Source organism: Roseateles toxinivorans, assembly GCF_004362525.1.
In the GTDB taxonomy this organism is placed as follows: Bacteria; Pseudomonadota; Gammaproteobacteria; order Burkholderiales; family Burkholderiaceae_C; genus Paucibacter; species Paucibacter toxinivorans.
Map to the genome: position 1 here is coordinate 309870 of NZ_SNXS01000004.1, position 12848 is coordinate 322717.

The 12848-nt window shown below is 67.7% G+C and carries 13 protein-coding genes and 2 tRNA genes; 10 read left to right on the plus strand and 5 right to left on the minus strand.

All coding sequences use genetic code 11. The features are described 5' to 3' along the window. Positions 1–86: 86 nt before the first annotated feature. Positions 87–674, minus strand: coding sequence for a peroxidase-related enzyme (locus tag DES47_RS16580; protein ID WP_133701847.1), 588 nt, complete (start codon positions 672–674; stop codon positions 87–89). A 145-nt stretch (positions 675–819) separates the two neighbouring features. Here DES47_RS16580 and tolB point away from each other — a divergent pair, with 145 nt between their 5' ends. From tolB to DES47_RS16620, 8 genes are all read left to right on the plus strand, one after another. Then, on the plus strand, positions 820–2124 hold the full coding sequence (gene tolB / locus DES47_RS16585) for a Tol-Pal system beta propeller repeat protein TolB (RefSeq protein ID WP_133701848.1): 1305 nt from the start codon (positions 820–822) through the stop codon (positions 2122–2124). An 88-nt stretch (positions 2125–2212) separates the two neighbouring features. Next, positions 2213–2752 carry a peptidoglycan-associated lipoprotein Pal gene (gene pal / locus DES47_RS16590; RefSeq protein WP_133701849.1) on the plus strand — a complete coding sequence of 180 codons (540 nt, stop codon included), beginning with the start codon at positions 2213–2215 and terminating at the stop codon, positions 2750–2752. Between the two features lie 5 nt (positions 2753–2757). Beyond that, entirely contained in the window at positions 2758–3561 is an 804-nt protein-coding gene (gene ybgF / locus DES47_RS16595; RefSeq protein WP_133701850.1) for a tol-pal system protein YbgF, read from the plus strand. A gap of 45 nt (positions 3562–3606) precedes the next feature. Further along, the gene (locus tag DES47_RS16600) at positions 3607–4725 is read left to right on the plus strand and encodes a YeeE/YedE family protein (RefSeq protein WP_133701851.1); all 1119 of its coding nucleotides are present in this window, start codon (positions 3607–3609) and stop codon (positions 4723–4725) included. 2 nt (positions 4726–4727) lie between these two features. Beyond that, the gene (locus tag DES47_RS16605) at positions 4728–5522 is read left to right on the plus strand and encodes a tRNA threonylcarbamoyladenosine dehydratase (protein WP_133701852.1); all 795 of its coding nucleotides are present in this window, start codon (positions 4728–4730) and stop codon (positions 5520–5522) included. A gap of 17 nt (positions 5523–5539) precedes the next feature. Then, positions 5540–5615 (plus strand) — tRNA-Lys (locus DES47_RS16610). A 61-nt stretch (positions 5616–5676) separates the two neighbouring features. Then, positions 5677–5752: transfer RNA gene (locus tag DES47_RS16615), tRNA-Lys, on the plus strand. A gap of 95 nt (positions 5753–5847) precedes the next feature. After that, entirely contained in the window at positions 5848–7218 is a 1371-nt protein-coding gene (locus tag DES47_RS16620) for an APC family permease (RefSeq protein WP_133701853.1), read from the plus strand. A gap of 4 nt (positions 7219–7222) precedes the next feature. Here DES47_RS16620 and DES47_RS16625 read toward each other — a convergent pair whose 3' ends face one another. Continuing rightward, on the minus strand, positions 7223–8119 hold the full coding sequence (locus tag DES47_RS16625) for a LysR family transcriptional regulator (protein WP_133701854.1): 897 nt from the start codon (positions 8117–8119) through the stop codon (positions 7223–7225). 94 nt (positions 8120–8213) lie between these two features. Between DES47_RS16625 and DES47_RS16630 the strand changes: the two genes are divergently transcribed. After that, positions 8214–9221 (plus strand): NAD-dependent epimerase/dehydratase family protein, encoded by a 1008-nt coding sequence (locus tag DES47_RS16630; RefSeq protein ID WP_133701855.1) that lies wholly within the window; start codon positions 8214–8216, stop codon positions 9219–9221. Between the two features lie 18 nt (positions 9222–9239). Here the strand turns inward: DES47_RS16630 and DES47_RS16635 are convergent, their stop codons facing one another. After that, positions 9240–10052, minus strand: a complete 813-nt coding sequence (locus DES47_RS16635; RefSeq protein WP_133701856.1) for a hypothetical protein — start codon at positions 10050–10052, stop codon at positions 9240–9242. 29 nt (positions 10053–10081) lie between these two features. Continuing rightward, positions 10082–10705 carry a glutathione S-transferase family protein gene (locus tag DES47_RS16640; RefSeq protein WP_133701857.1) on the minus strand — a complete coding sequence of 208 codons (624 nt, stop codon included), beginning with the start codon at positions 10703–10705 and terminating at the stop codon, positions 10082–10084. Positions 10706–10803: 98 nt separating this feature from the next. Between DES47_RS16640 and DES47_RS16645 the strand changes: the two genes are divergently transcribed. Further along, positions 10804–11676, plus strand: coding sequence for a TIGR02285 family protein (locus DES47_RS16645; protein WP_166652036.1), 873 nt, complete (start codon positions 10804–10806; stop codon positions 11674–11676). A gap of 9 nt (positions 11677–11685) precedes the next feature. On the opposite strand, the gene DES47_RS16650 is transcribed toward DES47_RS16645, so the two are convergent. Continuing rightward, positions 11686–12837 carry a GGDEF domain-containing protein gene (locus tag DES47_RS16650; protein WP_133701859.1) on the minus strand — a complete coding sequence of 384 codons (1152 nt, stop codon included), beginning with the start codon at positions 12835–12837 and terminating at the stop codon, positions 11686–11688. Positions 12838–12848 lie beyond the last annotated feature (11 nt).

The following is a 12848-nucleotide window of genomic DNA, read 5'->3' on the forward strand; positions in this document are numbered from 1 at the left end:
CGGCTGAGACGTGAACACGGGTTTGGAGGATCCATGCTACGGCCAGCCGGCATGCGCCGTTGAGCGTGTTTACACCTGTTATAGGTTCATGACTTTGCGGCACGCGGCAAGCGGCCCATCAGGTAGAACTCATCGTTGGGGCGCAGCGAAATTACATTGGCCAGCCGGTTCGACAGACCGAACAGCGCGGTGATGGCGGTGATGTCCCAGGCGTCCTCGTCGCTGAAGCCATGTTCGGCCAATGCGGCCAGGTCGGCATCGCCAACATTGGCCGAGTCCTGGCAGACCTTCAGGGCAAAGGCCAGCATCGCCCGCTGGCGGGGCGTGATGTCGGCCTTCAGATAGTTGGTGGCCAGCTGGTCGGCCAGCATGGGCGCCTTTTCATAGACGCGCAGGATGGCGCCATGGGCGACGACGCAGTACAGACACTGGTTGGCGCCGCTGGTGGCGACGATGATCATCTCCTTCTCGCCCTTGCTCAGGCCCGATTCGCGCAACAGGAGCGCGTCGTGATAGGCCAGGAAGGCGCGGAACTCGTCCGGCCGGCGGGCCAGGGCCAGGAACACATTCGGCACGAAGCCGGCCTTTTCCTGCACCTCCAGCATGCGCCGGCGCATGTCCTCGGGCAGTTCGTTCAGTTCGGGCACGGGGTAGCGGCAAATGGGGGCGGTCATCGGGGGTCTCCGTAGTGCTCTGTTGCAATTTTTGGATGTCTCAGCGGCCCATCATAGGCAGCGGCCGGCGGCCCCGGTCAACGGCTGAGGCAAAATGCGCGTTGCCAGCCCTAACCCTGGGCTTACCGGTGCCATGTCGAACCCGATGACTGATCAGCGCTTGACTTCCTCCTCCGTGTCGCCCTTGACCCGCCGCAGCCTGCTGACAGGTGCTGCAGCGATGTCTTTGCCGCTGAGTGCCCTGGCCCAGTTCCGGGTCGAGATCTCCGGCGTCGGGGCAACCCAGCTGCCGCTGGCGGTGGCCGACTTCCGTGAAGAGGCTCGCTCCGGTCAGCCGGTCGGCGCCATCATCCGGGCCGATCTGGAGCGCAGCGGCCAGCTGCGGCCGTTCGAGGCACCGGGCGCCCTGTTCGAGGGCAGTGTGCCGGTCTGGGCCGATTGGCGCGCACGCGCCGCCGATGCGCTGGTGGCTGGCTCGGTCACCAAATTGGCGGACGGCCGCTTCGACCTGCGCTTCAAGCTTTGGGATGTGGTTCGTGGCCAGGAGCTGGCGGCCGAGAGCCATGCCGTGGCGCCCGACGATGTGCGCCTGGCCGCCCACCGCATTGCCGACACGATCTACGAAAAGCTGACGGGCGACAAGGGCGTGTTCTCGACCCGTATCGCCTACGTGACCAAGGCCGGCGGCCGCTACAGCCTGCGCGTCACCGACGCCGACGGCGAAGGCGGCCAGGTCGCCCTGGCCAGCCCCGAGCCCATCATTTCGCCGGCCTGGTCGCCCGACGGCAGGGAGCTGGCGTACGTGTCCTTCGAAACCCGCAAGGCCGTGGTCTGGGTGCAGGAGGTGGCCACCGGCAAGCGCCGCATCGTGGCCAACTTCCGTGGCACCAACAGCGCGCCGGCCTTCTCGCCCGACGGGCAACAGCTGGCCCTGAGCCTGTCGCGCGACGGCGGCACCCAGCTCTTCATCATGGGCCGTGACGGCCAGAATGTGCGCCGGCTGACGCAGACCTCGGCGATCGACACCGAGCCGGTGTTCGCCCCCGATGGCCGCAGCCTGTTCTTCGTCAGCGACCGCGGCGGCGGCCCGCAGATCTACCGCATGCCGGTGGCAGGCGGAAATGCCGAGCGCGTCAGCTTCAATGGCAACTACAACGTCAGCCCGACGATCAGCCCGGACGGCCGCGTGATGGCCTTCGTTACGCGAAATGGCGGCGCCTTCCGCGTGTGCACGATGGACCTGGCCAGCGGCACGGTGCAGCAGATCAGCGACACGAATGACGATGAAAGCCCCAGCTTCGCGCCCAATGGCCGGCTGCTGATATATGCCACCCGCTACCAGGGCCGCGATGTGTTGATGACCAGCACTCTGGACGGCAGAATCAAGGCCCGGCTGATCTCGACACTGGCCGATGTGCGCGAGCCGACCTGGGGCCCGTTCGGGCGCTGACCCGCTGGCCTCCAACGATCACGACTGAACCAAGCCCTTGGTCCCGAGTCACAACTCCCTTTCTTCTCCAGCCCCGGAAGGCTTACCCATGAAACTCTGGCAACTCTCTCTGTCCGCCATCGCCGCTGCCGCCCTGGTGGGCTGCGGCTCCACCGTCAAGCTCGACGACAAGGCGCCGGTCGAAACCCGTGCGACCACGCCTGCTGCCACCAGCAGCAGCACGACCAATGCCAACCCGGGCGGCGTGAACTCGCAGTCGCAGGTCGCCAGCGTGGACCTGGGCGCCGCCGATGTCGCCAAGGCCGGCCGTCTGGTGTATTTCGACTTCGACAGCTATGTTGTCAAGGATGAGTACCGCAACGTCATCGACGCCCATGCCAAGCGCCTGAACGCCGACCGCAAGGTGCGCCTGAGCATCGAGGGCCATACCGACGAGCGCGGTGGCCGCGAGTACAACCTGGCCCTGGGCCAGAAGCGTGCCGAGGCCGTGGCCAAGTCGCTGACCCTGCTGGGTGCGACCGAGGCGCAGGCCGAGCCGGTCAGCTTTGGCAAGGAGCGCCCCGCCGTGCAGGGCAGCGATGAAGCCGCCTGGGCCAAGAACCGCCGCGCCGAGCTGAAGGACAAGTGATCGCCATGGGCCTCTCACGTCTGTCTTCGCGTCTGAAGTACAGCGCCTGCGTGCTGGCCTTGCTGGCCGGGCCCGCAGCTCACGCGGGTCTGTTCGACGATGAGGAAGCGCGCAAGGCCATCCTGGACCTGCGCGCCCGCATCCAGACCAGTGACGACGCGCAGCGCCTGCGCTCCGAGCAGCTTGCCAAACAGCTGGCCGAGCTGCAGTCCGAGCAACTGGGCACCCTGCGCCGCAGCCTGCTCGAGCTGAACACACAGAACGAGGGTCTGCGCGCCGAGCTGGCCAAGCTGCGCGGCCTCAACGAGCAACTGGCCCGCGACGTGGCCGAGCTGCAGCGCAAGCAGACCGATCTGAGCCAGGGTCTGGACGAGCGCCTGCGCAAGATGGAGCCGCAAAAAGTGGTTCTGGACGGCAAGGAAGTGCTGGTCGAGCCCGACGAAAAGCGGCTGTACGAGGCCGCCGTGGCCTCGGTGCGCAGCGGCGATTTCGTCGAGGCGGCAGGCTCGCTGTCGGCGTTCCAGCGCCGCTTCCCGGCCAGCGCCTTTGCCGATTCGGTGCGCTTCTGGCTGGGCAATGCCTATTACGGCAAGCGTGACTACAAGGACGCCGTGACGGTGTTCCGTGCCTTCGTCAATGCCGCGCCCGAGCATCCCCGCGCCCCTGAGGCCCTGCTGGCCATGGCCAACTGCCAGCTGGAGCTGAAGGATGCAAAGACGGCCCGGCGTACGCTGGATGAGTTGATCAAGGCTTATCCGAAGTCTGAGGCGGCACAGGCCGGCAAGGAACGCTTGGCAAGCCTGAAGTGATTGCGGGGCAATGCGATTCCTGGCCCTCCGCCTAGAATCGCGCCCATGCAAGAAATCGACATCTCCTCGCTGACCACCCAGGTGCTGTGGTCGGCCTTTGCGCTGGCCATTGCTTTTGGCGCCATCGCCCAGCGCACCCACTTCTGCACCATGGGCGCGGTGGCCGACATCGTCAATATGGGCGACTGGGCGCGCATGCGCATGTGGGCCCTGGCCATAGGTGTGGCCATGCTCGGCTTCAATGGCATGGTCGGTCTGGGCTGGATAGATGCCGGCAAGACCGTCTATGCAGGCCCGCGCCTGCTGTGGCTGTCCAATATTGTCGGCGGCCTGCTGTTCGGTTTCGGCATGGTGCTGGCCTCGGGCTGCGGCAGCAAGACGCTGGTGCGTGTCGGCGCCGGCAATCTGAAATCGCTGGTGGTGCTGCTGGTGCTGGGCCTGTCGGCCTTTGCCACGCTGCGCGGCATCACGGCGGTGGCGCGCGTGGCCACGGTGGACACGGTGCTGATCAATCTACCCACCGGCCAGGATCTGCCCTCGCTGCTGAGCGGCTCGCTGGGACTGGCCAAGGCCCAGGCGGCCCTGCTGCTGGGCGGGCTGATCGGCGGCGGCCTGGTGCTGTGGTCGCTGCTGCGCGCCGAGGGCCGTAGCGCGGACGTGCTGGTTGGCGGCGTTGGCACCGGCGCGGTGATCGCTCTGCTGTGGTGGGTGTCGGGCCGGTTGGGCTATGTGGCCGAGGATCCGAACACGCTGGAAGAGGCCTTTCTGGGCAGCACCGGCGGCCAGCGCATGGAGGCGCTGAGCTTTGTCGCACCGATCGCCTACTCGCTGGACTGGCTGATCTTCTTCAGTGACAAGAGCAAGGTGCTGACCCTGGCCATCGTCTCTACCGCCGGTGTCATCGTCGGCTCCTGGGCCTATGCCTTGGTCGGCAAGAGCTTCCGCTGGGAAGGCTTTCGCGGCGTCGAGGACACCGCCAACCACATCGTCGGCGCAGTGCTGATGGGCGTGGGCGGCGTCACCGCCGTGGGTTGCACCATAGGTCAGGGCCTGTCGGGGGTGTCCACCCTGTCACTCGGCAGCTTCATTGCCTTGGCGGCCATCATCGCCGGGGCCGTGCTGGCGCTGCGCTACCAGGTCTGGCGCCTGGACCGGATGGGCTGAGCGTGAACAGTCCCTTGCCCGAGTTCGAGGCCGACACCGAGCGCCGCTTCGGTGGCCTGCGCCGCTTGTACGGCGATGCCCATTACCAGCGCCTGCGCGGCGCGCGCTTTGCTGTCGTCGGCCTTGGCGGCGTCGGCTCCTGGGCCGTCGAGGCGCTGGCACGCTCCGGTGTGGCCGGCCTGGTGCTGATCGACCTCGACCATGTTGCCGAGTCCAACATCAACCGCCAGATCCAGGCCCTGGGCTCGACCCTGGGCCAGGCCAAGGCCCAGGCGCTGCGCGACCGGGTGCTCGACATCCACCCCGGCTGCGAGGTGCAGATGATCGAGGAGTTCGTCGATGCCGATAACTGGCCGGCGCTGCTGAGCACACCGGTCGATGGCCTGATCGACGCCTGCGACCAGGTGCGCGCCAAGGCCGCGCTTGCTGCCTGGGCGCTGGCCGAGCGCATGCCCTTCGTCACCGTCGGTGCGGCCGGCGGCAAGCGCCAGCCACAGGCGGTGGCGGTGGAAGACCTGGCCCTGACAACACATGACCCCTTGCTGGCCTCGCTGCGCCAACGCCTGCGCAAGCACCATGGCGCGGCGCGCACCGGCAGGATAGGCGTGGGCTGCGTGTTCTCGCGCGAGAGCGTGCACCGGCCCCAAGGCGAGTGCGACGTCGACGGCAGCCTCAACTGCCATGGCTATGGATCGAGCGTGACGGTGACCTCGACCTTCGGCATGGTGGCCGCTGGCGAGCTGATAAGAAAGTATTTTGAAAAGCCTCTTGCAGAGGTCAGAAATATCGTCCTATAATGCGAGGCTCTGCCACGGGGTCGTTAGCTCAGTCGGTAGAGCAGCGGACTTTTAATCCGTTGGTCGCGTGTTCGAGTCACGCACGACCCACCAGTTAGGCGCAAGTCGAAGCTGGTTGACTGGCAGTGATGTAGTAGTTTGTAGTGCAAGTGTGGGGCTCTTAGCTCAGTTGGTAGAGCAGCGGACTCTTAATCCGTAGGTCGAGTGTTCGAGTCACTCAGGGCCCACCAAAAATTAAGAATGAATCAAGCACCTCGGGCGCAGGCCTCAGGTGCTTTTTTCTTGCCCCGTCGCGCGGGCGTGTTTCGCGGCTAGCATCCGGGCCATGCATCGATCCGCTGCCCAGACGCCCAGCTCCGCGCAAGACCTGGCCCTTCCCGAGCGGCGCCTCGACGTCAAGCACGCGGTGGCGCTGTGCGTGGGCATGGTGGTCGGCGCCGGCATCTTCAAGACCTCGCCCATGGTGGCAGGCGCCTTGTCCAGCGACGGGGCGCTGTACCTGGCCTGGGCCTTCGGCGGCCTGCTGTCCTTCGTCGGTGCGCTGTGCTTTGCCGAGATGGCGGCGGCATTTCCCGATGCCGGCGGGGACTATCACTTCCTGCGCCGCGCCTATGGCCAGCGCCTGGGTTTTCTGTTCGCCTGGTCGCGCTTTGCCGTCATCCACACCGGGTCCATGGCCCTCTTGGCCTTTGTCTTTGGCGACTATCTGGCCCAGGTGGTGGACCTGAGCCCCTGGCTGGGCCCGCACGCCAGCGCGGTGCTGGCCGCCGGGCTGATCGTGCTGCTGACGGTGCTCAATCTGCTGGGTGTGCAGGTCGGCCTGGGCACGCAGCTGGGCCTGATGGTGGTGGTGCTCGGTGGTCTGCTGCTGCTGGGCGCCGGTGGGGCGTCGATGGCGCTGGCGGGGGCTCCGCCCATGACACCGCTGCAGGTCGTAGACCCGGTCCGCCACGACTGGGGCACGGCGATGGTGTTCGTGTTCCTGGCCTATGGCGGCTGGAGCGACGCGGCCACGCTGTCGGCAGAGATGCGCGACGACCGGCGCGGCATCGTGCGTGCGCTGTGGTGGGGCCTCGCCCTGGTGATGGTCTTCTATCTGCTGGCCAACTGGGCGTACTTGCGCGTGCTGGGCCTGGATGGGCTGGCGCGCAGCGAGGCGCCCGCCGCCGAACTGATGCGGCTGTGCTTCGGCCGACCCGGCGAGCTGCTGATGGTGGCCATCGTGACCCTGACGGCGCTGTCGGTGATGAACGCGATCCTGATCGCCGGGCCGCGCACCACCTATGCCGCCGCCCGCGACCTGGCCACCGAACTGCATCTGGCGCGCTGGAATGCCAAACGCGGTACGCCCACGGTCGCCGTGCTGGCCACCAGCGCCGTGGCCCTGACGCTGGTCGTGTTCGGCACGCTGACACGCGACGGCTTCTCGACCATGGTGGACTATCTGTCTCCGGTCTATTGGTTCTTCCTGATGCTCAGCGGGCTGGCCCTGATCGTGCTGCGCCGGCGCGAGCCCGATCGGCCGCGGCCCTACCGGGTGCCGCTCTATCCCTGGCTGCCCCTGGCCTTCGCTGCCTGCAGCGCCTATGTGCTGTGGTCCAGCCTGGTCTATGTGAAGACCGGCGCGCTGGTCGGCGTGGCGGTGCTGGCGCTGGGGGGCTTGCTGCTGTGGCCGTTGATGCGAAGTCGTCGTTGAGGCCTCAGGCCGCGGCGGCAATATGCTGCTGCAACCCCTCGACCAGCGCATCGAATGTGACACGGCAGCGCGGGCTGTTGCGCAGGTCTTCGTGCATCGTCACCCAGGTCTCCAACTGCAGCGAGAACAGCCCGGGCAGCACCCGTTGCAGGGCAGGGTCGCGGCGGGCCAGCGCCACCTGGCAGATGCCCAGGCCAGCGCCGGCGCGCAGCAGGGCCAGCTGGGCCAGATCGCTGTCGGCCCGCAGCGCGAAGCTGTCGCGCGTGAAGCCCTGCAGGGTCTTGGCGAAGCTGCGGATGAAGGCATTGGTCTGGTCGTAGCCGATGACCGCATGGCCGGCCAGCTCGGCCAGCGTCTGTGGCATGCCCTGTTGCGCCAGGTAGTCGCGGTGGGCGTGCAGGCCCAGCTCGATCTGACCGATGCGCCGCGCCAGCAACTGCTCCTGCTTGGGCGCCACCATGCGCACGGCGATATCTGCCTCCCGCTTCAGCAGGTCCTGCACGCGGTTGCTCAGCACCAGCTCGATCTGCAGTTGTGGATGCTGCCGGCGCAGCCGCGCGAGTATCGGCGGCAGCACCTCGACGCCTATCACCTCGCTGGCCGAGATGCGCACTGCACCGCGCACGCCGTCGCCCTGGCTGGAGGCCACGCGTTCCAGCGAAGCGGCCGTGCTCTCCATCGCCTCGGCATGGCCGCGCAGGGCCAGCGCGGCCTCGGTCGGCATCAGCCCCATCTGGGAGCGGGTGAACAGCGCCACGCCCAGCGCCTGCTCCAGGGCTGCCACATGGCGGCCCGCCGTCGGCTGGGTGATGCCCAGGGCCCGCGCGGCGCCGGACAGCGAACCCTCCTTGAGCACGCCCAGAAACGTTCGGTACAACTCCCAGCCAATCGTCGATGCCATGCATAAATGTATAGCTGATGGTCTATGTTCGGCAATTCCAATCCAAGGTGAGGATGCCCAGAATCCCGCCATCGACAACACACAGGAGCGAATGATGGCTGGTAACAACAGGGTTCTGGTGCTCGGCGCCAGTGGTGGCATCGGCGGCGAAGTGGCGCGGCAGCTGCGTGACGCAGGCTGGGAGGTCAGCGCGCTGCAGCGAGGCCTTGCCCAGGCCAGTGAGCGCAGGGACGGCATCCGCTGGCTGCGCGGCGACGCGCTGAACCGGCAGGACGTGATGGATGCCGCCCGCGGCTGCTCGGTGATCGTCCATGCGGTCAACCCGCCCGGCTACCGCCGCTGGGCCGAGCTGGTGCTGCCGATGCTGGACAACACGGTCGCGGCGGCCACGGCCGAAGGCGCCACCATCGTGCTGCCGGGCACCGTCTACAACTACGGGCCGGACACCTTTCCGCTGCTGAGCGAAGACGCACCCCAGCGCCCGCTGACGCGCAAGGGTGCGATCCGCGTCGAGCTTGAGCAGCGGCTGAAGGCGGCCAGCGGCCAGGGCGCCCGCGTGATCATCGTGCGCGCCGGCGACTTCTTCGGGCCGCGCGCCGGCAACAACTGGTTCTCGCAGGGCCTGGTCAAGCCGGGCCAGCCGGTGAAGACCGTCAGCGCCCCCGGGCGAGCAGGCATAGGCCATCAATGGGCCTATCTGCCGGACGTGGCCCGCGCCATGGTCGAGCTGCTGGCGCGGCGCGACAGGCTGGAGCCCTTCGCCCGCTTCCACATGGCCGGCCATTGGGATGCCGATGGCCGGCAGATGGGCGAGGCGATCCGCGCCGTGGTGGCCCGGCGCACCGGCCAGGCGCCCAAGGTCCGCGCCTTCCCCTGGTGGCTGGTGACACTGGCCTCGCCCTTTGTCGCGACGCTGCGCGAGATGATGGAGATGCGCTATCTGTGGCGCACCGAGCTGCGCATGGACAACGCGCGCCTGCTCGCGGTGCTGGGCCGTGAGCCGCACACGCCGATGGACCAGGCCGTCGAGGCCGCGCTGGTCGGCATGGGCTGCCTCGTCGGCGACAAATCCCCGGCGGGCCACGCGACCGCGCTGGGCTGAGGCGTGACTGCTGCGGTGTCAGCGTGGTGCGCTGGCCCCGGCCGCCACCGAGGTGGAGCCCGAGGTCGAGCGCCCCAGGATGGCGCTGTGCAGCTGGTTGTCCAGCGTGCTTTCGTTGGCGACATTGAGCTCGAGCGAGTCATCGCGCACCAGCCGCTTGTCCTTCCACAGCAGCTTGACGGGCACCAGCACGCGGCCGAAGAAGTACTCGCCGCCCGACACCTGGGCCAGCGGAATCAGCACCTGGGTGCGCATGCTGCGTGCCTCGGCGCTGGCTTCCATCAAGGCGGACAAGGGGAGGGTGGTCTCCGTCCAGCCGGCGGTGTTGAGCAGGCCGTAGCGTTTGACCTGTGTGCCCAGCTTCTCGTCGAAGTCTTTCTGCCGTACCACCAGGCGCAGATCGGTGACGGCGGTCTTGCCCATGCTGCTGAGCTTCAGATAGACGATCTGCCGCAGGTACAGGCCATTGACGGCCGAGCCCGTCATCAGGTTGTTGCCGTCCTTCCAGCGCCCGACGCCATCCACCAGCTGGCGGCGCAGCTCGGCGTCAGGCACCTCGACCGGGGGCTGCTTCTGCGCGTAGGTGGCCGAGAACTCGCGCGCATTCTGGGCGCCGAACTCATGAATCACCCTCGCGGCGAGGTCGTACTGCGTGCTGGCGAGATTGAGCTTCTCGACCTCGGCCTTGGTGCTGGCCAGCCGCTCATTGGTTTCGCGGGTGCTGAAGGCGATGTACAGCGACAGCGCCGCCGTCGCCATGCCCAGCAGCGGCCCGAGGTACTTGATCAGGGTGTCGAGCGAATTGCCGGCAGAAGCTGTGCTGTCACCCACGGTTCGCTCTCCTTTGCGTTGCTAAGCCGTCAGCCCTGCAACTCCCGCTCGGCGCGCAGCACCGCCGGGCGCTGGCCGACGCGCTGACGGTGCGCCTGCAGGCGCGGGAACTGGGCAATGTCCACACCGTCGCCGGCCAGCCAGCCGCTGACAACGTACAGATAGGCGTCGGCCACACTGTAGTTGGCGCCCAGCACATGGTCGCCGCTCAGCTGGGCTTCGATCAGGGTCATGTGGGCCGTCATATTGGCGCCGACCTTGCGGCGCATCGCCTCATGGGCCTCGGGTTCGTCCGCCCAACGGGCGCCGCGGTGCTTGTGCGCATGCGAGACGTGGACGGTGCTGCACAGATAGCTGTTGAACTCCTGCAGCTTGGCGAAGGCGAAGGTGTCATCCAGCGGCGCCAGCCGGGCCTGCGGAAACTGCTGCGCGACAAAGGCCAGCAGCGCCGGTGTCTCGGTCAGTATGCCCCGCTCGGTGACCAGGGCCGGCACCCGGCCCTTGGGATTGACGCTCAGAAACTCGGGCGCCTGCTGGCCCTTGGCCGCAAAGTCCAGCGGGCGCAGCTCGAAGGCGGCGCCGGCCTCGTGCAGGGCGATGTGGGTGGCCAGAGCGCAGGTGCCCCGAGCGGAGTAGAAGATCCAAGTTGACATGGCAGAAGCCGCGGCCCGGCTGAATCGGAAGAGAGGGTCATGATGCCATGGGCTATGCTTGCTCAAACGCAGGGCGCCGTCCGATGTTCCAGAGTGCAATGAGTGGGCTTGCAAAGAAGGGCCGATGGCTGGTCTTCGCCGCGGCCGTGCTCGCCGCTCCTGCCGGCGCCTCCGAGCGCATCACCTGGCTGATGCCCGAGTTCGCCTTGTTCGACGGGCAGACGCGCGGACAGTCGCGCAAGGGCATGGTCGAGCCGATGGCGGACTACCTCATACGCCACTGGCCCGAGGCCGAGCATGAGGTGGTGATTGCCAATGTCAAGCGCAGCTGGCGCATGATAGAGGCGGGGGAGCCGGCCTGCCATCTGGTCTCGCTGCGCACACCCGAGCGCGAGCAACTGGCCTATTTCGCCAACACCCATCTTGTGCCCCCGGCACAGCTGATCGTGCGGCGAGCCAAGCTGGCACAGGTGCCGCGTGGGCCCGGCGGTGAGGTGGACCTGCACCGCCTGCTGAGCGAGGGACGTTTGCGCGGCGCGCTGATCGAGGGCCGCAGCTACGGCGCGACGCTTGACGCGCAACTGGCGCGCCGGCCAGCCCGGTCGATTGATCTGTATGCCCCGGCCGACTTTGGCGGCCGGCTGCTGCATATGGTGGCGCTGGGCCGGGCGGACTTTTCGATCGACTTTGACTTCACCCTGCAGTTCCAGCGCCAGCAGTCCAAGGTGCTGAACGAGCTGGTCAGCATGCCCATCCAGGGCAGCAGCGAGTTGCTGCAGTCGGGGGTGGCCTGCCCGCACACCGAGTGGGGCCGGCAAACAGCCGCCCGGGTTGAGAAACTGTTTGGCACGCCGGCCGGCGTGGCCGCGCTGAAGAGCATCTTCGATCTCTGGCTGACGCCCGAGGCGCGAGCCACTTACGGCGCTCGCATCAACGCCGACTACGCTGACCGCCTGCCGTCGCGCAAATAGGCCGGGCCTTCAAAGCGCCTCGACCACCCGATCGCGGCCCTGCTGCTTGGCCTGGTAGAGGGCCTGGTCAGCCTTGGATGAGAGCAGGGCCAGATCATGCCCGTGCTGCTCGCTGCTGGCCACACCGATGCTGACGGTGTAGGCGATGCTCAGCGCCAGATGGTTGGCCGGGGTGGCCGCCACCTGCAGGCGCAGCCGTTCCGCCACCAGGGTGGCGCCGGCCAGGCCGGAGTCGTCGAGCAGCACAACAAACTCTTCGCCGCCATAGCGCGCCAGCAGATCGCTGGGACGCAGGGTGTCGGACAACTCCTCGGCCAATTGGCGCAGCACGGCGTCGCCGGTCGGGTGGCCATGGCTGTCGTTGATGCGCTTGAAATGATCGGCGTCCAGCATCAGCAGGGCCACCGGTCGCCCTGCCTGCAGTGCGCGCCGCAGCAGGCGGGCGCCGCGGCGCTCCAGCCCTGCGCGGTTGCAGACGCCGGTCAGCGGGTCGGTCAGCGACAGCTGACGCAGTGCCTCGGCATAGCGCCGGGCCATCAGCATGATCAGACCGAAGGCTATCGTCACCTGGGCCAGCGGTATGGCGAACAGAATCAGCGAGGCGGTCAGCGAGGCGTCGTATGCAGCCTCAGGGCTGGCCAGACGCCAAGCCAGAAAGCCGGCCCGCAACAGCAGCGCCGCGCCCAGCAGCGCGAAGCCGATGGCGCTGACCCACATCACCGGCCGCGTGCTGTCGCGCACGCCATGCAGCAGCACGACGGCGCCGGCCAGATTCAGCAGGCCGAAGAGGATGCCGGTGGCGATCAGCCGCCCATGCAGGCTGGGCCACAGATACAGAAACAGGGCCGGCAGCAACAGTGACAGGGCGCCGATGGCGATCAGCCAGCGCGTGGCCAGGGTCTGGCCGGCGTAGCGCATCAAACCTTGCAGCACAAGGCCCAGGCCGAGGCCGACCAGACCGTAGCCGAGCACGGCGTGGACGATGTCCGGCGCCCCTTCCATCGCCCCTAAGCACAGGCCCACGCTGGCCACGACATTGCCCAGGGCCCAGGCGCGTTGCTCCGGCTGTCGGCCGGCCAGCAGCGCAGCCACCGTCAACAGCAGCGTGGTCAGCAACGTGAAGCTGACCTGTACGAGCAGCAGGGTGTCGGCGTCCAGCATGGTGCCGGCCG

What these genes read in the sequence shown, in the direction of transcription:
- DES47_RS16580 (WP_133701847.1), bottom strand. Translation starts at nt 674, where the DNA reads ATGACCGCCCCCATTTGCCGCTACCCCGTGCCCGAACTGAACGAACTG.
- DES47_RS16625 (WP_133701854.1), bottom strand. Translation starts at nt 8,119, where the DNA reads ATGGCATCGACGATTGGCTGGGAGTTGTACCGAACGTTTCTGGGCGTG.
- DES47_RS16640 (WP_133701857.1), bottom strand. Translation starts at nt 10,705, where the DNA reads ATGTCAACTTGGATCTTCTACTCCGCTCGGGGCACCTGCGCTCTGGCC.
- DES47_RS16630 (WP_133701855.1), top strand. Translation starts at nt 8,214, where the DNA reads ATGGCTGGTAACAACAGGGTTCTGGTGCTCGGCGCCAGTGGTGGCATC.
- tolB (WP_133701848.1), top strand. Translation starts at nt 820, where the DNA reads ATGACTGATCAGCGCTTGACTTCCTCCTCCGTGTCGCCCTTGACCCGC.
- ybgF (WP_133701850.1), top strand. Translation starts at nt 2,758, where the DNA reads ATGGGCCTCTCACGTCTGTCTTCGCGTCTGAAGTACAGCGCCTGCGTG.
- DES47_RS16645 (WP_166652036.1), top strand. Translation starts at nt 10,804, where the DNA reads ATGAGTGGGCTTGCAAAGAAGGGCCGATGGCTGGTCTTCGCCGCGGCC.
- DES47_RS16600 (WP_133701851.1), top strand. Translation starts at nt 3,607, where the DNA reads ATGCAAGAAATCGACATCTCCTCGCTGACCACCCAGGTGCTGTGGTCG.
- DES47_RS16620 (WP_133701853.1), top strand. Translation starts at nt 5,848, where the DNA reads ATGCATCGATCCGCTGCCCAGACGCCCAGCTCCGCGCAAGACCTGGCC.
- DES47_RS16650 (WP_133701859.1), bottom strand. Translation starts at nt 12,837, where the DNA reads ATGCTGGACGCCGACACCCTGCTGCTCGTACAGGTCAGCTTCACGTTG.
- pal (WP_133701849.1), top strand. Translation starts at nt 2,213, where the DNA reads ATGAAACTCTGGCAACTCTCTCTGTCCGCCATCGCCGCTGCCGCCCTG.